Source organism: Paenibacillus sp. 1-8, from assembly GCF_056316205.1.
This window is the reverse complement of the sequence record NZ_CM149995.1, coordinates 3,777,342-3,800,099: the sequence shown is the minus strand read 5'-3', so window position 1 is coordinate 3,800,099 and position 22,758 is coordinate 3,777,342. Positions and strand designations below refer to the sequence as shown.

17 protein-coding genes and 1 pseudogene are annotated in these 22,758 nt (G+C 43.0%); 15 read left to right on the top strand and 3 right to left on the bottom strand.

Annotated elements, in window-relative coordinates:
* Positions 1–58: 58 nt before the first annotated feature.
* From licT to AC0WRU_RS17375, 4 genes are all read left to right on the top strand, one after another.
* On the top strand, positions 59–892 hold the full coding sequence (gene licT, locus AC0WRU_RS17390) for a BglG family transcription antiterminator LicT (RefSeq protein ID WP_476125711.1): 834 nt from the start codon (positions 59–61) through the stop codon (positions 890–892).
* Positions 893–998: 106 nt separating this feature from the next.
* A complete protein-coding gene (locus tag AC0WRU_RS17385; protein WP_476125710.1) occupies positions 999–2,912 on the top strand; it encodes a beta-glucoside-specific PTS transporter subunit IIABC in 1,914 nt (637 codons plus the stop codon).
* Positions 2,913–2,943: 31 nt separating this feature from the next.
* Positions 2,944–4,401, top strand: coding sequence for a glycoside hydrolase family 1 protein (locus AC0WRU_RS17380; RefSeq protein ID WP_476125709.1), 1,458 nt, complete (start codon positions 2,944–2,946; stop codon positions 4,399–4,401).
* A 43-nt stretch (positions 4,402–4,444) separates the two neighbouring features.
* Complete coding sequence (locus tag AC0WRU_RS17375; RefSeq protein WP_476125708.1) at positions 4,445–5,122, top strand: methyl-accepting chemotaxis protein; 678 nt, start codon at positions 4,445–4,447, stop codon at positions 5,120–5,122.
* Between the two features lie 130 nt (positions 5,123–5,252).
* On the opposite strand, the gene AC0WRU_RS17370 is transcribed toward AC0WRU_RS17375, so the two are convergent.
* Positions 5,253–5,603 (bottom strand): HXXEE domain-containing protein, encoded by a 351-nt coding sequence (locus AC0WRU_RS17370; RefSeq protein WP_476128667.1) that lies wholly within the window; start codon positions 5,601–5,603, stop codon positions 5,253–5,255.
* A gap of 517 nt (positions 5,604–6,120) precedes the next feature.
* Here AC0WRU_RS17370 and AC0WRU_RS17365 point away from each other — a divergent pair.
* The 8 genes from AC0WRU_RS17365 to AC0WRU_RS17330 all read left to right on the top strand — a co-directional run bounded on the left by AC0WRU_RS17365 (position 6,121) and on the right by AC0WRU_RS17330 (position 17,161).
* The gene (locus AC0WRU_RS17365) at positions 6,121–6,336 is read left to right on the top strand and encodes a hypothetical protein (protein ID WP_476125707.1); all 216 of its coding nucleotides are present in this window, start codon (positions 6,121–6,123) and stop codon (positions 6,334–6,336) included.
* 139 nt (positions 6,337–6,475) lie between these two features.
* Positions 6,476–9,256, top strand: a complete 2,781-nt coding sequence (locus AC0WRU_RS17360; RefSeq protein ID WP_476125706.1) for a family 78 glycoside hydrolase catalytic domain — start codon at positions 6,476–6,478, stop codon at positions 9,254–9,256.
* A 27-nt stretch (positions 9,257–9,283) separates the two neighbouring features.
* Positions 9,284–10,480, top strand: coding sequence for an MFS transporter (locus tag AC0WRU_RS17355; RefSeq protein WP_476125705.1), 1,197 nt, complete (start codon positions 9,284–9,286; stop codon positions 10,478–10,480).
* 85 nt (positions 10,481–10,565) lie between these two features.
* Positions 10,566–11,564, top strand: coding sequence for an AraC family transcriptional regulator (locus tag AC0WRU_RS17350; RefSeq protein WP_476125704.1), 999 nt, complete (start codon positions 10,566–10,568; stop codon positions 11,562–11,564).
* Positions 11,565–11,989: 425 nt separating this feature from the next.
* Positions 11,990–12,997, top strand: coding sequence for a phosphotransferase (locus AC0WRU_RS17345; RefSeq protein ID WP_476125703.1), 1,008 nt, complete (start codon positions 11,990–11,992; stop codon positions 12,995–12,997).
* Between the two features lie 28 nt (positions 12,998–13,025).
* Complete coding sequence (locus AC0WRU_RS17340; protein ID WP_476125702.1) at positions 13,026–13,544, top strand: hypothetical protein; 519 nt, start codon at positions 13,026–13,028, stop codon at positions 13,542–13,544.
* 34 nt (positions 13,545–13,578) lie between these two features.
* The gene (locus AC0WRU_RS17335; RefSeq protein WP_476125701.1) at positions 13,579–14,235 is read left to right on the top strand and encodes a DUF2625 family protein; all 657 of its coding nucleotides are present in this window, start codon (positions 13,579–13,581) and stop codon (positions 14,233–14,235) included.
* A 532-nt stretch (positions 14,236–14,767) separates the two neighbouring features.
* Entirely contained in the window at positions 14,768–17,161 is a 2,394-nt protein-coding gene (locus AC0WRU_RS17330; protein ID WP_476125700.1) for a polyprenyl synthetase family protein, read from the top strand.
* Positions 17,162–17,265: 104 nt separating this feature from the next.
* On the opposite strand, the gene AC0WRU_RS17325 is transcribed toward AC0WRU_RS17330, so the two are convergent.
* Complete coding sequence (locus AC0WRU_RS17325) at positions 17,266–17,844, bottom strand: RBBP9/YdeN family alpha/beta hydrolase (RefSeq protein ID WP_476125699.1); 579 nt, start codon at positions 17,842–17,844, stop codon at positions 17,266–17,268.
* Positions 17,845–18,169: 325 nt separating this feature from the next.
* Between AC0WRU_RS17325 and AC0WRU_RS17320 the strand changes: the two genes are divergently transcribed.
* Complete coding sequence (locus AC0WRU_RS17320; RefSeq protein WP_025682801.1) at positions 18,170–19,915, top strand: methyl-accepting chemotaxis protein; 1,746 nt, start codon at positions 18,170–18,172, stop codon at positions 19,913–19,915.
* A gap of 199 nt (positions 19,916–20,114) precedes the next feature.
* On the opposite strand, the gene AC0WRU_RS17315 is transcribed toward AC0WRU_RS17320, so the two are convergent.
* A complete protein-coding gene (locus tag AC0WRU_RS17315) occupies positions 20,115–20,684 on the bottom strand; it encodes a DUF1697 domain-containing protein (RefSeq protein ID WP_476125698.1) in 570 nt (189 codons plus the stop codon).
* A 535-nt stretch (positions 20,685–21,219) separates the two neighbouring features.
* Between AC0WRU_RS17315 and AC0WRU_RS17310 the strand changes: the two are divergent.
* Positions 21,220–21,345, top strand: a pseudogene (locus AC0WRU_RS17310) (CueP family metal-binding protein); the annotation flags it as partial.
* Positions 21,346–21,631: 286 nt separating this feature from the next.
* A complete protein-coding gene (locus AC0WRU_RS17305; protein ID WP_476125697.1) occupies positions 21,632–22,627 on the top strand; it encodes an ABC transporter substrate-binding protein in 996 nt (331 codons plus the stop codon).
* Positions 22,628–22,758: the final 131 nt, after the last annotated feature.

Genomic DNA, 22,758 nt, shown 5'->3' with positions numbered 1-22,758 from the left:
TGTGACCTATCTGAATTTCGCCCAGCATCTAAATTTGATGGGATAGGGGGGCAGTTAGATGATCATAACGAAGATATTTAATAATAACGCCATAATAGCCAAAGATTCAAAAAGAGATGAATTTGTTGTTATGGGTCGTGGTATTGCATTCAAAAAGAGTGCAGGTGAACAAGTAGAAGAGCATCTAATTGAAAAGGTCTTTGTGCTTAAACATAAAGATGCTTCAGAGAAATTTAAGTTATTGCTAGAGGATGTTCCATCAGAATATGTTTCGTTATGCTATGACATCATTGAATATGGAAAAAGCATATTAGAAGCACAATTGAGCGATTATATATATGTTTCACTTACGGATCACATGAACAATGCATTTAAAATGTTTGATGAAGGCCTTAAAAATACAAATCCGTTAATTTGGGAAATCAAAAAATTTTATCCCAAAGAATTTGGGGTTGGATTAAAAGCATTGGAGTTCATTGAAGACGAAACAGGCAAACGATTGTCAGAAGATGAAGCAGGTAATATTGCTCTTCATTTAATAAATGCTCAAGTAAACAGCTCCTACAACAAGGTGGCAGATGTTGCTCAGCAAACTCAAAAAATACACGACATCTTGAATATTATTAAATACTCTTATAATAACACCATAGATGAACACTCAATCAGTTATGAGCGATTTATTACACACTTAAGATTCTTCTTTCAGCGATTAAATAAAAAAGAAAAAGTAGAACTGGAAGACGATTTTTTGTGGAGGCAAGTGAAAGCGAAGTACAAAAAGGCCTATGGCTGCATGCTGAAGATCGAGAAATACTTGGACACGGTATTGTCAGACGAGGAAAAGCTGTATATCACGATTCATATTCAGCGTGTGACCCAAAGACAAAATTGAATAACTCTTGGATTGTTACTGGTAATGCAGGCGAAACCAACCTAGATCGAATTCGATCTATTTGGTTTCGCCTTTTTTTATAAATACAAATAAAGGGGAAGTTACAATGAAGTATGAGACATTAGCAAAAGACATTATCAAAAATGTCGGCGGCAAAGAAAATGTGAATAGTCTAACTCATTGTGTAACACGTTTGCGTTTCAAACTAAAAGATGAAAGTAAAGCCAATACAGAGGCTTTGAAAAATATGGATGGTGTTGTCACTGTGGTAAAGAGCGGTGGGCAATACCAGGTTGTTATAGGTAACCATGTACCTGAGGTTTATGAAGATGTTGCTGCTGTAGGTGGGTTCCAGGCAGGATCTTCAGAAGAAGCATCAGATGAAAAAGTGAGTTTGTTTAATAAATTCATTGATACCATTTCAGGCGTATTTACACCAACGCTTGGTGTCTTGAGTGCCACGGGTATGATTAAGGGATTTACTGCTTTATTCGTAGCTTTGGGCTGGCTCAGCAACACATCAGGTACCTATCAAATTCTTAATGCTTTAGGAGATTGTTTATTTTACTTCTTCCCCATTTTTCTGGGGTATACGTCCGCTAAAAAGTTCAATGCCAACATTTTTATAGGTATGGCCATCGGGGCATCGCTCGTTTATCCAACATTTAATGCGACAATGGCTTCAGGCAAGCCATTATATACTCTGTTTAGCGGTACTATATTTGAGTCACCAGTATATATCACCTTCTTGGGTATTCCGGTCATTCTGATGAATTATGCGTCAACCGTTCTGCCGATTATCATATCTACCTATGTAGGCTCAAAGATAGAAAAGTTCTTTAAAAAAGTAATTCCTAGTGTCGTGAGAACATTTTTGGTTCCGTTTTTCACATTGTTAGTTATTGTACCCTTAGCATTGATTGCGATTGGACCTCTCTCGACTTGGGCAGGTCAACTGCTTGGCGCAGCAACCCTCTTTGTGTATAACTTGAGTCCGATTATTGAAGGCATAATCATGGGTGCTTTCTGGCAAGTATTTGTTATCTTTGGATTACATTGGGGACTTGTTCCCATCGCTATGAACAACTTGGCAGTGCTCAAATTCGACCCGATCCTTGCTGCGACGCTTGGAGCTTCCTTTGCTCAGACGGGTGTTGTGCTGGCGATTCTGCTTAAAACAAAAAATGTAAAGCTAAGATCACTTTCCATTCCAGCTGTCATCTCCGGGATTTTTGGTGTTACAGAACCAGCGATTTACGGGATTACATTGCCACGTAAGAAGCCATTTATTTTAAGTTGTATAGCGGCTGCAGTAGGTGGCGGTATTATAGGAATGATGGGCACTAAAGGGTACATCATTGGCGGATTGGGTATTTTCGCGATTCCGAGCTATATCAGTCCGGCAGGAATAGACAGCGGATTTTATGGGGCTGTTATCAGTATCCTGGTAAGCTTTGTATTAGGCTTCTTGCTTATGTTCTTCAGCGGATTTAAAGATGATGAAGTAAAAGAAGCGAACAAGGAAGACAGCACAACAGGAGCAGCTAAAGGAGAAATTTTAGTTAAACAAGAGATTGTGATGAGTCCGTTAAAAGGTGAAGTGAAACCTTTATCTGAAGTCACGGACGAAGCCTTTTCGACAGGGGCACTGGGCAAAGGGATTGCCATTGAACCTTCGGAAGGTAAGGTCGTTTCACCTGTAGATGGCGTATTAACATCATTATTTTCGTCAGGTCATGCGATCGGAATTACAAGTGATCACGGTGTTGAGGTTCTTATCCATGTAGGCAAGGATACTGTGAAATTAAAAGGTCAACATTTTTATCCTAAAGTAAAACAGGGGGATGCTGTTAAAAAAGGTCAGTTGCTCATGGAGTTTGATATGGAAGCTATAAAAGAGGCTGGCTATGTTCTGACCACACCTGTAATCGTTGCCAATACTGCGAATTACCTGGATGTAATTGAAACAGAGAAGAAGTCGATTGAGTATCAAGAGGATTTATTGACGGTTGTAGTCTAATTCTAATTAAATGTTGAGGAGGAATTAAACAATGAAAAACACAACTAATTTGGAATTTCCACAAGGATTTTTATGGGGAGGGGCTACGGCTGCCAACCAATTGGAAGGTGGATATAACGAAGACGGTAAGGGATTGAGCACTGCCGATGTGATTACAGCCGGGACACATACGACTTCCCGAAGAATTACACCTGCATTAGAAGAAGGTATGAACTATCCAAGTCACGAGGCTATTGATTTCTTCCATCACTATAAAGAGGATATCCGATTATTTGCAGAAATGGGTTTCAAGGTCTTTAGAATGTCCATTGCCTGGTCAAGAATATTTCCTAACGGAGATGATACAGAGCCGAATGAGCAAGGCTTACAGTTCTATGATCGTGTATTTGCAGAATTGAAAAAGTATAACATCGAGCCTTTGGTTACGATCTCACATTACGAAGCGCCGTTTAATCTAACTCAAAAATATAATGGCTGGTCTGACCGCAGAGTGGTAGATTTTTATGTGAGATATTGTGAGGTGCTTTTTAACAGATACAAAGATGTCGTAAAATACTGGTTGACCTTTAATGAAATCAATATTTTAACCTTGTCTTTTGGTGCGTTCATGGCTGGAGCTATGATGCCAGAGGGGAATGGAGAGCTTGCTCATGCTACAGTGAAGGATGAGCAGAGTCTGTACCAAGCTTTGCATCATCAGTTTATTGCCAGTGCAAAGGCAGTAAAGCTGGGCCATGAAATCAACAAGGACTTTAAAATCGGTTGTATGATCGCTTATATGTGTTCGTATCCACTTACATGCAATCCGAACGATGTTTTGTTGGCTCAACAAAAGGATAATTTGAGTAACTTCCTATGCTCAGATGTTCAAGTAAGAGGAGCTTATCCGGGATTTGCCAAACGCTATTTTAGAGATCATAACATTCAGATCAAAATGCAAGACAACGATGAAAACATCTTAAAAGAAGGCTGTGTAGATTTTTATACCTTTAGTTACTATTCATCTGTTTGTGTAAGTGCCGACCCAGACCAGGAGAAAGTGGGCGGAAATTTATCCATGGGATTAAAGAACCCTCATTTGAAAGCAAGCGCCTGGGATTGGCAGATTGATCCACAGGGATTAAGATGGTCCCTCAATAACATTTATAACCGATATGAAATCCCGTTAATGGTTGTGGAAAATGGTCTTGGCGCAGTAGATACGGTGGAAGAAGACGGCTCGATTCACGATGACTACAGAATTGATTACTTGAAGCAACACATTGAGCAAATGAAAGAAGCGATTGCTGATGGAGTAGATTTAATAGGCTATACTCCGTGGGGATGTATTGACCTGGTAAGTGCAGGGACTGGTGAAATGAAGAAGCGCTATGGCTTCATTTACGTCGATAAGGATAATGAAGGCAACGGTACACTTGCCCGATCCAGAAAGAAGAGTTTCTATTGGTATAAGAACGTGATAGAAACGAATGGAGAGCAATTGGATTAAATTTTAGTGCCTGATTTGCGAGTGGAGTAGAGTGAAGACTTACATGAGACAATCTTCAGGTAAAAGCTTAGTTTATGACTTCAAAGCAGGTGACCCTCTCCCTGATGTATACAGAGACTTCAAAATGTTAGTGGGCGGTGAAAAAACCAGAAAGCGTTATGCGGCTGAGGTTTTTGGAATCGCCGCTGATGCATACTTTCACCCGATCAAGAATGAGCAGAATGAGATCGAGGCAGTACTGTGTATCACCTATAGTATGGATAATCAAGATCAGTTGAAGAAGCTGATGAGGCAAGCCGAGGATGTGACAAGCAAGCTAATCGAAGGGATTCAGCATGTGGCGGCACACTCGGAGGAGCTTAGTGCGACAGCCGAAGAAATTTTGAGCAACACGAAAAAGGCAGTCGAGGATTCCAGTAACGTGACTGAGGTGGCAGGCTACATTAAGGAAATTTCGGAGCAAACGAACTTGCTTGGACTAAATGCAGCCATTGAAGCTGCCCGCATGGGTGAAGCAGGAGCTGGTTTTGGAGTTGTCGCTACAGAAATTCGCAAAATATCTACGGGCACCAAGGAAGCAACCGGACGGATTGAACAGTCCTTGCAAGCCGTCAGACAATCGGTATATAACATGGAACAAGAAATCACGCAGATTGCAGTTTCCTCCCAAGAGCAAGCCAAGCTTAGCAGAATAAAGAATGAAAAAGGTCTCGCTCTGTGATTTGTGCATTCCGTAATGGAAATGTAGATCACAGGCCGAGACTTTTTTCTAATAGTGATTCATTACGAGTATTGTTTGTTTAACAGTGCAGTATCATAATATTCTTCGAAAGATTTGATTTTATGGTTTTCTAATATATTTGTGTAGTGAGAGATTTTCCTACTTTGAATAAAATAGGAATTAGACCTAACAGCGCTATTCCCACTGCCAATGTTGATAAAAGCAACGTTTTAAATGTTAATTCATGATTTTGGAAGAATTGATATAGAATTAAACTGTTTATCGGAATATTCAATAAAATCCCAGTTAAAACTCCGGGTGCATATCTTTTTAACATGATACTTGCAAGTAAATGCGGAAAAAGTGCATTAACAATCATAGAACCAAGGAAACCAGTAAGAATATATTTAGCCAAACTGGAATTTGGGAAGAGCAAATAAAAAAAGGTCGAAAGATAAGCCAAAGAAGTAATAATAATTATCGCAAAATAAAATAACTAATTGCTCCCCCAATAATCTCCCCTTCATAGAGTCTATTCATATATTCTGTTAAGTTTCATCAACTTCAACGATACCATTCAAATTGTTCATTTTTCAGTGTTTTTGTGGCTATGCTAGGGCTAATGCTCATTGCTCCGATAATGCCACCCCTTATTCGTGAGTTGGGATTAAGAGAAAGTCATTCCGGGTTAATTATGAGGTCCTTTGTCCTGTTGGATGAAGGGCCTTTGTGCATTTTATACACAGCAATACAATAATATGATAATGCGATGCTGCTTTACTGTAATATTGTTATATTTTTGATTATCTTTATTTATACATAACATTAAAATAACATAATGAGTCATTTTAGTGCGCGAACAACAAATTTCGTCATTATTTTTAGTTGTTCAGGACGTGGAACCTATCTCGCTTCCTTAGTACAAGGATTAAAAATAACAACAAATGAAAATAAACATGACAAGAAGAAAGGAATTAAGAACAAGGGGGGGACAGGCTGTGGTCGTTTACACACTACGTCGATTGATTCAAATGATTCCGGCACTGCTTGGTATTGTCGTCATCACATTCATGATCTCGAGGGTGCTTCCGGGTGATCCTGCCGCGATGCTTGGGGTATCACTCCTGCGCCAATGGGCCGGATTAGCGGTGACATCAATCCTCCCACACACATTACGGGATTTTATGTACTCGATACCGCTAGCTCCATTTTAAGATTCAATATAAGGGGTGGAATTTCAACATCTGTAAATCAAGCATACAACATGCAGGGATACAACATTGCGCACAGTCTATGAAAGCGTTTTAATTTGAGTATAGAAATACAAAAGAAGACCTCAGGGAGGATATAAGAATGCTAAAAGTGAAAGCGCTTAGATGCGAACATTTAAATAATCCGATTGGGCTGGGCTGTCTAAAGCCGCGATTAAGTTGGCAGATCGAATCTGACAAAATATATGTTTCCCAAAAACGGTTCCAATTACAAGTATCCGTTCATCCCACTTTTGAATCGCTGATCTGGAATCATTTTTCCTATTCGGAACAATCCATTCTGTTTCCATATGAAGGCCCTCCGCTGGAATCGGGACAAAGATATTATTATCGGGTAAAAGTATGGGCTCAGGGCGCGGGTGACACCGAACCAGAGGAATCGGAATGGAGTGAGTCCGGCTATTGGGAGATGGGACTGCTCCATGAGCAGGACTGGAAGGCACAATGGATCACAGTGAAGGAGCGGAGCATCCATGAACAGTTTCAGACAAGAGCTCCTTTTGCCACTTCCAAGTGTTTTTCGGTTGAGGGAAAAGTGAAAAAAGCAGTCATTTATGCTACAAGTCTGGGTCTGTATGAACTGGAGTTAAATGGACAAAAAGTGGGCGATGCCTACTTTACCCCGGGATGGACGGATTATAACGATCGTGTTCAGGTGCAAGCTTATGACGTGACTTCTGCCGTGCGAGAACAACATAACCGGATCACGGCAACGGTGGGAGAAGGCTGGTATAGCGGTTATCTGGGCTGGCAGAAGCGCAAGGACACCTACGGGAACACGAATGCATTGCTGCTGCAAATGAAGATTAGCTATGAAGATGGCCGTTCTGAAGTCATTTGCTCTGATTCTTCCTGGGAGGAAGCGAGCTGTGCCATTTTAATGTCGGATATTTATAACGGCGAAATCTATGATGCCCGACTTGAGCAGCAACAGGCAGCCGAACATAGCTCCTTGACCGAACGGAAAATGATGCAGGTCGTTCCGTTCCCGTTAAGTCATCTGATTGCTCAGGAGAACGAGCCTGTCCGTGTGATGAACCGATTGAAGCCTGTTGAACTCATTCGAACCCCCAAAGGTGAGCTGGTGCTTAACTTGGGCCAAAATATGGTAGGCTGGCTGGAATTTAAAGTTGATGCCCCTGAAGGTACGGTTCTGAATCTGGTGCACGGTGAAGTGCTGGATCAGCAAGGGAATTTTTACAGGGATAACATTCGTGATGCAGTGCAGCAGATTACGTACATTTGCAGCGGGAAGGGGACGGAGATATTTAGGCCGCATTTCACTTTTCAAGGCTTTCAATATGTGAAGCTTGAGGGCTTTCCGGATGACGTTGCGATTGAAGATTTTACGGGTGTTGTTCTGCATTCGGACATGGAGACGATCGGGGTGTTTGAGACATCTGATCCAAAGCTGAATCAACTTCAGCACAATATTGTGTGGGGGCAAAAAGGGAACTTTCTGGATGTACCGACCGATTGTCCGCAGCGTGATGAGCGATTAGGCTGGACCGGCGATGCACAGATTTTTGCCAGAACGGCCAGCTTCAATATGAATGCAGCTTCCTTCTTCCGAAAGTGGCTGAAGGATCTGGCTTACAACCAGCTGGAAAATGGGGCAGTGCCTTTTGTAGTGCCGGATGTCCTCAAAGGAACCTTTGCCGATAACATGGACAAAACGACGGCAGCATGGGGAGACGCGGCTGTTATATGTCCATGGACCATTTATCAATGCTATGGAGATAAGCAAATTTTAGCTCAGCAGTATGACAGTATGAAAGCATGGGTGGATTATATCCGCGCCCAGGGGAACGAAGAATATCTTTGGGATACCAGTTTGCAGCTTGGTGACTGGCTGGCGCTGGATAGCGAGGAAGGAAGCTATTTTGGGGCGACGGATGGAACGCTGGTGGCAACTGCCTATTTTGCATATTCGACCCATATTTTGGCGAAGACGGCCAAACTGCTTAATCGTTATACCGATTACAACACATATACAAGCTTGCATGAGGGGATTAAAAGCGCTTTCGCGAACCGCTACTTCGATAACGCTGGCAAGCTGACCTCCAATACCCAGACTGCACAGGTTGTGGCTTTGCATTTCGGGTTGGTACCGGAAAAGTATAAAAAGCAAGTGATCCAAGAGCTCGTACGGCTCATAGAAAAAAACGATATGCATCTGGATACCGGCTTTGTGGGTACACCCTACCTATGCCTGGTTTTATCCGACAATGGCTATACGGATGTAGCTTATCAGATTTTATTTCAAAATGATTATCCTTCATGGCTCTATCAGGTTGAACGGGGGGCGACGACCATGTGGGAGCATTGGGACAGCATCAAAGTGGACGGCTCGTTCTGGAGTGCGGATATGAACTCGTTCAATCACTATTCATACGGTTCGGTCGGAGACTTTATGTACCAAAATATTGCCGGAATCGATTTGCTTGAAGCGGGATATAAAAAATCACGATTAGCTCCTAAGCCGCCTGCCAATCTGACTTCGGCCCACGGGAAACTGGAAACGCCGTATGGTGCATTGGAAGTCCATTGGGAAATCGTGAATGAAGAAATGCAGTTGACGGTTCGAGTCCCACATAATACGACGGCTGAAATTACACTTCCTGGAGTTATGGAGTCGGATGCATTACAGCAGACTATTGCCATGCAATATCCGTCGATTCAGAATCCGCCAGTTTATATACCACAGGAGCTGGCCGGGAGAATGGGAATTGCCGGGGAACAGGAGATATTCCAAAAGAACGGAGAGTATGAGATGACGTTCACGGTCGGTTCTGGACAGTACGCTTTCCAGTACAGATACTACCAGGCTGCCCAGGTTCCTGCACATGCAACCAGAGGCTAAATAACATACACTAGGGGTGAGAACTTGATGAATTTAAAGAACAAAGTTTTGTTTAAAACGGCGCTACTGTCCATTTCCTTAGTCCTGACATCAGCGAGTGCCATTTCGGCCATCATACCGATGATGCTGAACCAATTATCAGGAGTTTCCAGTTCGCTGATTGAAAGCGTAGTTACGATTCCATCCTTCTCTATGATGCTGTTTGTGCTGTTGAGTGGTCCGATCTCTTCCCAATTGGGCAAAAAAAATACAGTCCTGCTAGGACTTCTGCTCGTGGTCATCGGCGGAATACTTCCCATGTTCACGACTAACATTACATGGATTCTCGCATTGCGTTTGCTGTTAGGTGCAGGTCTCGGGATGTTCAATTCGCTGGCTGTTAGCTTAATTAGTGATTTTTTTGAAGGAGACGAACGTGCCCAATTAGTAGGCTTTCAAAGCGCCGTTCAAGGGCTTGGAAGCAGCCTGGCTACCTTTGTGGCAGGACAGCTTGCTTTGATCAACTGGCAGTTTGCCTTTTTATGCTATGCTATCACCATTCCTATCGCATTGTTATTCTTTTTTATCATTCCCGAACCAGAGCGTGGGAAGCCTACAGTGGAGCGTTCGGCAGGAACGGGCCACAAGAGCGGCGGGGTATCCCTACCTGTACTTGGGTTAGGAGTTGTACTTTTCCTGTTTATGACCTTCATCATGATTGTGTATACCAAAACAGGTATTATGATTGCTGAAAAGGATATGCCTAATCCTAGCTTTTTAGGAACCGCGTTAACGCTGTTCTCCTTGTCAACCATGATTGCAGGCTTCTTGTTTGGTAAAATATATAAATGGTTTAGAAATTACGCTCCCTTTATCTCCAGTCTATTAACAGCAACAGGTTTTTTGCTGCTGTGGTTTGCTCAGAATGTTACCATGGTTACCGTTGCCATGCTTATCATTGGCTTTAGCTTTGCGTTGTTTATTCCTTATATTTTTACCATATTAACTAAAATCGTGCCTAAAGGCAGTGAGACTTTATCCATTTCAATTGCCATGGTAGGCTCCAATTTGGGAGCGTTTGCTTCGCCTTATGCCATCAAGTTAATTGGCATGCTGTTTGGAAATGAAAGCGCCTCATTTTCATTTCTCGTTTCTGCAATTGTGTTTACGATGGCTGCACTCATCTGTCTGGGAATCGCTATTAGAGGAAAGGGCAGTAAGGCTCAGACGGCAGTTCACAGTTAAGGGGAGTCGTCAGGTGTAGGCAGTTTTTTAACGGGCGGAGAAACGCCCGTTTTTCCATCCTATAATGAAGGAGGAGTCAGTAGTTATGAACCTTCATGAGTTGGATCAGTTGCTGAGAACCAAAACGGAAATTGAGCTTTTACAGCAACAAAATAATCAGGTGATTAATGATCTCTCCGAAGAAGCGGAGAATGAAAGATACTTTGATATAAATCAGAATATGTATCGTATGCCCGCTTTGTTTTTCTTCGGAGAACATAATATTTATATTAGCAAGCACAATAGATTTGCTCCGATGCTAGAGCACATGCATGAATTTATTGAATTAAACTATGTTTACTCAGGTAAATGCAATCAAATTATAGCAGGCAAGGAAATTCAGCTTTGTGAAGGCCAAGTGTGTGTCCTGGATAAGGATGTGCCGCACAGCATCGCTCCTTTGGGAGAAGACGATATACTTATTAATATCTTGCTGCAAAGAGAAACGATTTCTTCCTTGTTCCTACAGCGGTTATCGAAGAAAAAAAGTCTGATCGGCGAATTTCTCGCCAACTCTGTTCTCCAGCATCAGCACCATAATCACTTTATTATTTTTAAGTCGCAGCATAATGAGAACCTTCAATATATACTGCGCAGAATCCTAATCGAATATTTTTCCAGGCAAGAGGATTCAATGGAATTGGTCAAGGCTTATTTGCAAATTGTTTTTGGAGAATTGGTCCGTGTATTGGAAAGCGAGCATAATATTCACTTAAACCAGCAGGAAAATAATATTACAGCTATTCTGAATTACATGGAAGAGCATTATCAGCATTTAAGCCTGCAGCAGCTATCTTATCATTTTAATTACAATAGTACGTATTTAAGTAATAAGTTAAAAAAAGTAACCGGGCTCACCTACACTCAGCTTATTGCCAACATTAAACTCAATGCAGCTTATTCTCTGGTTGTGAATACCAACCTGCCGTTCGAAATGATATTTAAGCAGGTTGGATATAACAGCATGAGCTTTTTCTATAAAAAATTCAAAAAGGCGTATGGTGCCACCCCGCAGAATATCCGAAACAAGCAGTTGAAGGAATGAAGGATATCAAGGGACATCCAATTTTAATTGGGCGTCTATGTGTTATAATATCTGCAAATTCATAAGCACAAGGCTAATGAATGATAGGTAAGGAGGGAAGGACTTATCGTTTGAGCTGAGGGACTGGTACCGCTTTAAAGCCGGAGAGGGAGATTACCTTCAAATCTGCCAGGGAATTTTTAAATGATGGTGCTTATTCCAGTGTCACTAACGATTGCTTCGGTTCTCTGGAAGCTCATCAACGGGCCAAAACGCTGGATCATCCGTTATATCACGAGGCACGTAAAAAAGCGTTGACCGAGTTCGGATTCGTAGAAGAGGCCTTACGCGTTCGCAATATCTAGATTATGTAGCGAGGACATACAAGTGACAGTAAGGAGAATGAATAGGCATACTTTATCTCCGGCAAAAGGGAGGATGCATCCTTGGAAGCGATACTAAGACGGCACTGGCCGGAGTGGAACGGAACGTTGCAGAAACGAACCGGGGGTTGGAATAATACGACGTATTTTGTTAAGGGTGGTATGCGAAGCGGGGTGCTGCGCGTCTACGATACACACAGAGATAGGGACAAAATTGAATTTGAGCATGCAGTTTTGCAGGCACTGAGTAAGCATTCTCTATCATTCAGGGTACCGATGCCAATTCGAACGGTAATGGGAGAGACACTCGCTCAGCTCGAGAAGGAAAGTGGCAAATATGTCTGTCTGTTCGATTACATAGAAGGCAAATCACCACTGGAGCAGGAATCAAGCTTTGCCTATTCCTTTGGCGAGGCTACGGGTGAATTATCTGCTGTACTTGCGACATTCAATCTTGATATGGCTCCAGTTTACCGACCGTATTACGCCTTGCAGCAATCCTATCCATTGTGTAACCAGGAGATAGTTCGAGAGATTTGCCTGCATCCGCCTGAGCCTCTAAAAACTTTGCATGACGAGCTGCGATTGATAGGAAAAGTATATGAAGAGATTACAGATTCGCTTCATGCATTGGAAGAGTTACCGCATCAGCTTGTACATGGGGACTTGAACGCTTCCAATTTGTTAGTAAAGGATACCGATCATAGCCAAGTGACTGCACTGCTTGATTTTGAGTTTTGTACGTTAGACGTTCGGGTCATGGAACCAGCGGTCATCTTATCAGGATTTTTGGGACAACCGGAGGAGACGCAAGCAGTTCGGGATTTTTGCCAGGGCTTTAGTTGCCAAGTTCATCTTTCCCATGCTGAGATTGATGCGGTGCCTGTATTGATGCTGCTTAGGAAGGTAGATGTATTTCTTCATTTCTTGAGTCGCTTTCTGAAAGGAACTGACCAGCCACATGTGTTACAAGAGCAGATCAAGCAGATCGCTGCCGACTTGCTGCAACTGTCTACCAGAAGTAGCTGGATTCAGGAGGAGTTGATCCTCGCAGGAATGGCGTATGAATGAACTTTATCGCAAGGTGAGGAGGAGGCACATGAAATATCTTAAAGATTGCCCGGAACCAGGCATGGGAACGTGGTATTTTGAAATAGATTCAGATGGTGTAGCGTATCGACAAATTATAATCCAAGATGATGGCACTTATATCGCCTCTAATCGCAAGCACGAGCAATATCATTTCTTACTTGCCGAGAAATCGATTGATGACACGGAGCCCTATTATACTAAAATTACAAAAGAAGAGTTTGAAGAAGCCTGGTCCAATTATCTTCAGACCTTCAACAAGGAATGGCATCAAGTCAAAACCGTACTGCCCGTTGGGACTAAGGTAGAGGGTTATATTGAAGCATTTTTTCCGCAGGGCACGCTGATACATATTTTCCAGCATGATGCGGTCGGATTGGCAGACACTCGTTCATATGGGGAAAAGATACCACCTGAGTGGATGTATCCAAAGCATGAGATCACAGCAATTGTAAAAGGATACGACGAGCTGAATCAGTGGGTGATTTTGGATCAAACACAGGTCTTAAAGACTCAGTATGTGGATTGAAGGTTGAGATTAGGACAATGAGAGGGGAATGAACATGCATACTTTAACGGTTGATGAACTGCTGGATAAGGAAAACCATGCATGGGAAGAGGTTAGAAATATCCTGAAAGAAGGCCAAAATCCAAATAGCATTGTATCGGCAGAATCGGAATCGGCTTCGGGGGATACGCTGTACCGTTTGCAGGTGAGTACGAAATTGTATTTGGGAACGGTTGCCTATGAGACAGGAGGGATCGTGTTTGATCACGGCTGGATCACCTTGCTGGGTGCAGGCGGTTCTGGAATTTATGGCAGCTTGACTTCGTGGAACGGACTTCAAGAGCCGGCAAGCGTGCCCGCGCTTTGGGGAATGCTGATTGTGGCCTACGATGCAGCAGGCGGATTTTTTGGACTGAATACAGGGCGGTTCGGTAATGACGGACAAATTTACTATTTTGCACCGGATACGCTTGCCTGGGAACCTACAGAAAAGGCCTATTCCGGTTTTTTTGGCTGGCTGGCTGAGGGGGATTTGGAGCTGTTCTACCAGACGTTCCGTTGGAAAGGCTGGCAGGACGATGTTCGCAAGCTTCAACCCGGTCAGGTGTTTGCCTATTATCCAACGCTGTGGACAAAGGAAGGCAGTGGAGAAACCAGCCGCAAGGCACCTATAGCTGTGGCAGAAGCTTGGGAGTCGGCAAGCTCGAAATAATATAAGTTAATACATGCGTAGCAGTACATTCTGCTCTTGTTACATCGACTAAGCTTCCCAGGGCATATAAATATTTATCGTGCTGTCCTTTTGCTCCAGAGAATGAATATCAGCCCAATACTCGAAATCAAAAGAGCGAGCAGCACTGATCCCCCTATCACGAATTGAGTCATAGGTTCCATCTATTTGGATTCAGGCCCCTTATGAGTGACCTTCACATATTTTCAAGCTGGTATAGCACTTCTTCCATTGTCATTAATCACACAACCTCCTATTCATAACATTCATAATATAACTAGGTAGCCAGTCAACAGACGGTTTAAAATCGATTATACTTATATAATTCAAATGGTATCAGACCAGTCAGTAAAGGTACATCTGCTTGATGAAGCCAATCAGTGTATTTCGGTAAGCAGCATGATAATTTCGTAACCTCACAGATTCTTTCCCGTATAAAGATAAAAACATGATCCGCCCCATTCCCGTCAGGGAAGAAATGCAAACATGTTTAACAAAAATAGAAGTTGAGGTAATGCATCGTATGAATGAGAAATTTATAAATCATGCCAATACAGGATATCGGCTGGCTGAGCAGAAGGCGGTTCAGTATTTTGCATCACTTTATGCACAGGTCAAAGACAAGACTTATGTAACTACCCTGACAGAAGATATTCAACTGTGGAAAAGGAATCATATTCATCATTCTTCATGGCTATCCTTCTTTTCGAGGGCAAAGAGAAAACCTGATACTCGGGATTATCATAGATACATTCAATGGCTGAATTATACAGGCAAATTGGATGATTACCTGGATCGAAGCGTCTCCTATATTTATATGAGGGATCTAGGCAAAGCTCTGGACTCTCCTGACACACATACCCGGATTCAGCGTGCCATTGCTGACATAAAAAAACACTTGATTCAATCCACCCGTGCAAACGGGGAAGACCAACCAGAATTTATGAATTTGGCCGGGTTGTATCGGTGGGCCCAGAAGGAAGGCATAGAAACCGCCACAATTTGGGTGATCAACAAACTTAGGTCCGTATCCTCCCATATTCCCAAGGAAATGGATGCCGAGCAAGCCCAGCGCAAACTAATTAAGATCATTATCGGGGTTATTCTGCATGTGATGGAAGAGATGGACGATAAAGTGTCACCTGTGGAACGTGCTCGCAGACTGGATGAAGCCATCAGACTTGGTTATTCCTATGGTCTAACCTATCCTTTTATTGACGATCTTCTCGATTCTCAGGTTTTGAACGCTCAAGAGAAAGAACAGTATTCCCGTATGATACGTGCTGCGCTTCTCACTGGATCTGTGCCTGAGTTGGGCGATTGGACCGGAAATAATATGAAGTTAATTCAATACATACATTCGGAGCTCTCGGATGCCTTTGAGTATATTAAGGAACATCAGCGGCCGGATACACAGCAAACATTTTTCGAGCAGTCCTATATCTTTTTTCATTCCCAGGATATCGACCGTGTCAAGGACCTAACGCGTGCTAATTACACCAATGAAGAGCTTTATATACCTGTTATTTTAAAATCTTCTTCTTCCCGATTGATTGTCCGTTCCGTGATTGGTGCTCCCGAGGATGAGGGCTTTGAGCAACGAACATTCTTTTATGGTATCTATAACCAGTTGGCTGATGATTTTGCAGATATGGTTGACGATATGAGAGATGGTGCGGTAACACCCTATACCTACTATTTAAAATATCATGATCAGCGTTCGGATCTTATCAATCCCTTTGAATTATACTGGGCGGTTATTTCTTATTTGATCCATAACGTGTATGATTCCGATGCCATGGCCCGTGAGGTGATATTGGATCGTGCAATGAATGGACTCAAACGTTATAAAGAACGTGTAGGTACTGAAAAGTATAATGAAATGATGGAGATTTTTGCATCTGGAAATCCGGAATTCAATCGTCTCATCCAGCAGATGGTACGAAAGGCGGATGATGTAGATTTCTTCGATAAACTGCTTCGGGACCAGATGATTACCCATCTGAAAAACGATTCGAAGGAAAAGGAAGATTTTTTCAATACGTTCAAAACGATCCGCCATCAGATTAACAACCAATTGAAAATTACCAAACCTCACGGGATTCCGGTGATGAAGGAACAGCTTATCGATGCTGCAAATTACAGCCTTGAAGGGGATGGGAAGCGGATACGGCCTATATTAACTTGGGTGATGGGCGTGAATGAATATGGACTTGACGCATCGGCAATCGTGCCTCTTGTGAGATCATTGGAGTATATGCATACCGCATCCCTGATCTTCGATGATCTGCCTTCTCAGGATAATGCGTCTACCCGTAGAGGGCGTCAGACCTTGCATCAGGTGCACAATAGCGCTACCGCGGAATTAACCGGTCTGTATCTGATCCAGAAGGCGATTGGGGAACAATCGTCACTTGACCAGTTCAATGCCGAAACCGTACTTGCTTTGATACAATACTCGGCCCAAAAGGCAGAAGATATGTGTATGGGACAGGCGATGGATCTGGATTCCAAAGGAAAGCAATTGACACTGGAGCAGTTAAATATGGTGTGCTTTTTCAAAACCGGAGTGGCATTTGAGGCTTGTCTGGTGATGCCTGCCATGCTCGCAGAGGTCAAGGAGTCGGAAATTGCTGCTTTGAAGAAATTCGCGTATCACGCGGGGATTGCTTTTCAGATTAAAGATGATTTGCTTGATGTGGAAGGAGATCTGCTCTTACTCGGAAAACCTGTTGGCAAGGATACTGAGAACAACAATTCGAATTTCGTATCCATCCTGGGTCAGGAAGGTGCCAGTAAAGAGATGTGGGAACACTACTGCCTTGCTATGGAAGCGTTGAAAGAGGTACCCCGCAACATCGCTTTTCTTAAGCATTTAATGAATTATATGGTAACCCGGGACCGTTAAAAAGGGATGTACCCCATTGCTTAATATAAGCGATGGGGTATTTTACAAATTTAAGTGTTACCTTTTACGCTCACTCCACGGAATCCATTCGGGTCCAAAGCTTTTCAACTTTTCATCATATCCATTAAAACTTGATATGCAATGGGTAAGGAAGTAAAGCCGTCACGCTCTAAAAAGTGTCCTCCGTGTTCTACTTCGTGGAAATCAGCTTGGATATCTTTCGCTAGTTTCTTGCTGAATGCAAAGGGGACAATCGTGTCATCCTTTGAAGCAATAACTGCACGCATCTTTACTGAATCCATGATTTGCTCATAATCCAGCTTATCAGTTGTAAACTCATCCAATGACGGCAGGGTTGGCACTGGATCGGTAAAACCGGAGACGAAGACAAGACCACTGAGTTGCTCTGGGATACTTACTTGCTGCAAATATCTTAATATGGAAACACACCCCAAGCTATGACCAACAAAATAGGTATCCTTATGTAGAACCTCAATATTTGATAATAAATGCTGGGTCCACTCATGAAGCTGGGGAGCTTGCGAATTGGGCATATCCAATATAGCTACAGAAACGCCATCCTCCTGTAGCTTGTCTTGTAGCCAAGGAAACCAATGATCGGCAGGTGAAGCAGTATACCCATGGATGATATACACTTGTTTTTGATTTTGTAGGTTTGTCACTATAGGTTCTCTCCTATCATCCTGTATTGTTCTTGATTAGTTGATGATATATGTCCCACTTTGGTATAAAGACTACTATTTTAGTTTAGCAAATTTTCCAAGCTCGTGAGCACCTAAAATAATAATCACATTTGTCTGTCCCAAGTTCACTTTCACGGGACTGATATTCTTTATTTTAGCAGCACTGTTATTATTATTACAATATTAAGCGCTTTCTACCGATATATATATCATCACGGTGTAATCTCTTAATTTTTATTGTTTGGGGGATAGCGTTTATGAGAGCAGCGTGATCTATTATACATAGACGACTGGAGGAGTTTTGATGAGAACAAAACTATCAGACAGCACTAAAAAAGTAAACGGATTTAGAGATTTAAAGGTCACGACAACAATGGTCTCCATGATCATGATCAGCTTGGTGGGCTTGCTCATTGTATCGTTGGTAGGGGTTATCGGTATGTATCAAGCTAAAGAGGGTCAAGGTATTTTGTATATGGATCGCTTTCAGCACCAAACGAATATACTTGAAGTCAAAAGTGATTTCTATAATATGCGGGCAAATTATACAAAAATACTCGATAATAAGGAGTACACAGATAAACAGTATAAGCAGGTACAGAAAGGAAAAGATAGCGTTACAACCGGGCTAAATGAATTCTCACAAAGGAATTTGGATGCTAAGGAACAGAAATTGTACGAGGAACTACGGGGGAGTATAGACACATATTATCAGGATATTGAGCAAATCATGACAGTCAAAAAAAATAGCGGAACGTATGACACGGAAGAGAGAGGCCGGATTAATAAATCCAGTACGGCAATTGTTACGATGCTGACTACGATTTCTGATTATAACAATAAGCAATCCGCCAACTTATATCAAAATACGCAAAATGAGATAAAAATGCGCACGATTGTTTTGATCACGGTTCTGGCACTCGTGCTGGCTGTTCTTATCACCATCTCCTTTGCGGCCATTCGAAATATCCGTTTCCGGATGAGTACAATTACGAAATACTGTGAGGAGATTACCCAAGGAAATTTGACGGCAGCACTTGATCCGACCCTGCTCAAGGGAAATAGCGAAATCGCTGTCATTGCACGTGCCATTCAACAAATGACAGATTCAACCTCAATGGTTATTACGGGGGTTATCAATGAGTCGCGCCAAATTAACCAACTGAGTGATCAGACGAATCATAATATGACAGATCTCAATGAGCGGATTAGAGATGTATCTGCCACGGTCGAACAGCTGTCCGCAGCGATGGAGGAGACTTCGGCATATACAGAAAACATGAATCATTCTGCGGATGAAATGCAGCGGGCGGCAGAGTACATATCGGTCAAAACTCAAGAAAGAGCCCAGTCTGCCAATGATACAAGTGTAAAAGCCGAAACATTGAAGCATGCGGCTAGTGAATCCAATAAAGCGGCCAAGGAAATTTACCGGAAGGCCAATGAAAAGATGAAGGAAGCGCTAGAACGAGCCAAGGCAGTAGACCAAATTCGCATACTCTCCCAGTCTATTCTGGAAATTACGGCACAAACCAATTTGCTGGCTCTAAATGCATCCATCGAAGCGGCTCGTGCCGGTGAGTCAGGTCGGGGATTTGCGGTTGTGGCTAACGAGATTCGCAAGTTGGCAGATGGGTCCAAGCAGGCGGTAGACCAAATTCAGAGTGTTACTCAAGAGGTTGTACAATCTGTAGCCAATCTGACGACTAATGCCGAAGAATTGCTGTACTTCCTGCAAGCTCAGGTGGGCAAGGATTATCAGCTGCTTGAGGATACGGCAGCACAATATTACACTGATGTAGTTGAGCATACGAACACGGTCAATGATTTGAACGCCACCTCTAAGCAGGTGAATGCAATGATCCAAACCATGGTGAGAGCTATCCATGAGATCGCAACAGCCAGCGAACAATCTGCCGTGTCTACCCAGCACATTGCTGAGAATATGGTTTCATCGGCGGAAAAATCTCTTGAAGTGGCACAACAGTCTGATCAGGTGAAGGAAAGCGCTGCCCGATTGAATGAACTGGTCGACGGTTTTACAATTTGACGAAGCTAGTCCGGTGAGGGGTATTCCATATGAGGGTTGACTTCATCAGCTCGATAGCCAGAGTCTAGAGGGAACAATACATCCAAGAATTGCAGTTGGGGAGCCGCAAGAAGGCTCCCTTTTTGATTTTTATCCTCTACGGTTGCTCTCGGATTTGTCTACTAAACGAAAACAAAATGCTTAGGAAGGAGGCTTCCAATCAGGAGTCTAAAGCACGTAACTCTTCCTGCTCAGCCTTTTGCATCAGCTTATAAATCTGGCGGGTCGTGTTCACATTCCGCACCGTCATATGCTGATACAGACTGGAGCCGGCCAGTTTCGTCATCCCGCTTTTTGTGACATGTTCTCTGCTGACAGAAAACAGAACGGCCCCGGACGTATACATTACATGGCCGATTCCCGGCTTCAAAGGGAGCTTGTCCAGAACGGAAATATCGTTAATTTCATCCCACAGAAAAAATACATCACTTTTCATCTGTGCATCATTAGACCATTCCTCTGGCAATGCCTCCATAATGGTCTGTATTTCCCCCATATTGCGGACGATGACCCGGATAGGCAAGCTAAAATCCTCCAGAATTGCCTGCTCCAGTTGGAGCGACAGCTCATCGTTGGATTGAACTTCACTGGAAAAAATGATGTTTCCAGAGTTGATGTAAGTCGTCACATGGCCCATGCCTGCCTTCTCAAACGTCTCCTTGAGCTTTTTCATATTAATCTTGTTGTTGCCACCCACATTAATGCCCCGCAGCAATGCAATATAGATCATATAAGGCCCACCTCTCTTGTACAAAAGTATTTTATTAACACAGGGATAGGTATTCAAATAAATACGTGGTTTGATTTTCGCCCAAAGCTATATAGATACTCAAGCTCAGGGGATACAGGAATCCGACTGTCCCAACAATCTATTAATTTCTCCGTTCGGGGTCGGATGTCGTGGTCGTGGAACAGCCCGTAGGCTTGATATCAGATTTTTTATCGATAAAGCAAGCTTTGCAAATGTGGGGATTGATTTGTATCAATAATATAGGAAACTACCAGTCCTTCCAACTGTTTAGTTACTGACGGACTTGTTGAACGAACAGTATATCCTGAAATACTGCCAAAAATGCAAAAACAGGCTAATGACTAGGAGTTTTGACATCATGAAAAACAGTTCAGTATTGAACGTGCTGCTCCCTCAGATCTGGAAGTCTTAATCGACGACACGCAGCATGAGATGGAGCACAAAAAGCGGTTGCTGCGAGCATCTTTGTCAGCTTTGAATTCAGACTTGTTCTTTCTGATGGCCAAACATAACTGATCTATGGCTGCCGCGTGACAAAACCTATAACGTTACGGTGGAGCATGAGGGGAAAACTGCAAAATCCAAAATCTCCACGTTTGAAAACGACGATACCTGTATTACCACCATGCAATTGGGTTAACTCAATAAATTCAAATCTATATCCGGATTCCTGTGTGCAGGAAAGGGAATGCTTACAAAGCTTTTAACATTCGGAAAATATAACGACACCAGGCACCAACTACCCCGTGGAAGGAGTGCCTGGGTCAGCGCTACGCTGAACCGGAAAGCAAAACATGTCAGTGTTCCCGTTGACCATTCGACACTATCTTTTATCATTGACAAAATTGTATTTCTCCGTCATAATCCAAAAATGATAACGATTATCATTATCTATAAAATGTACATACACAAGGAGAATATGTTCTATGAAAAAAGGTTTGAGCGGGATTGTAATGTTGCTGATTTTTGCGCTTGTTCTGGCAGGCTGCGGAGTTGCAAGCAATACATCGGAAAGCCAGACGGCAACTCCGGACAGCACACCAGCCGAAGCGGCTGGTCCTGTGAAAGTAAAGCATAATCGTGGTGAGATCACACTCGACAGCCCGGCAAAGCGTGTTGTCGTGCTGGAATGGACATTTACGGAGGATATGGTTGCGCTGGGTGTTCAGCCTGTTGGTAATGCGGATAATGCCGGATACAAGCAGTATGTATCTTCGGAGGCGGGGCTGGACAGCAGCGTGACCGATGTAGGAACGCGCAACGAGCCCAATCTGGAGGCGATTGCTGCATTGAAGCCGGATCTGATCATTTCCAATGCTGATGGAAATGCAGCTATCTATGATCAACTGAAAGCCATTGCACCCACAGTCGAATTTAGTCTGAATAGTGGTAAAGGCTACGATTATGACAAAATGGTAGAGATATTCAATAACATCGCGGTCGCTCTTGGAAAAGAAGATAAAGCGAAGCAGGTGCTAAAGGAGTTGGATCAGCATTATGCGGAAGTCAAAGAAAAGCTCGCCACTGCGGGTAAAGCGGACTTCCATTATAGTTTGACACAGGCGTTCACCTATCAAAATGCGGCCAGTCTGCGCATGTTTTCGGATAACTCGGTTGTCGTGGGAACACTGGCGAAGATCGGGCTGATTAACGATTGGAAGCCGGACAAGCTTGAAACGTATGGTTTTTCAACCGTGGGCATTGAAGCGCTGCCTGCCGTTCAGGACAGCAACTTCCTCTATATTGTGCAGCCGGACGATGATGTTTTCGGTGCAGTGCTGAAAAGTAATTCGGTCTGGAACGGCCTGAATTTTGTCAAAGAAAAACGTACCTATGCATTGGACAGCAAGACATGGACGTTTGGCGGTCCTGTCTCGTCAAAAGCGTTGGTTGACAACGTTGTTGCGGCGATTACGAAATGAGCCGGGGCTGAGTATTCTGTCCGGTTTATAACTGGTGCATGGCAAGCATGAATGGGGCGGTCTAACCGCTCTCATCCATGCTTTTTTTATAGGCTTATAGAATGGCTGCTATCTCGTTGCATCTCTATTCG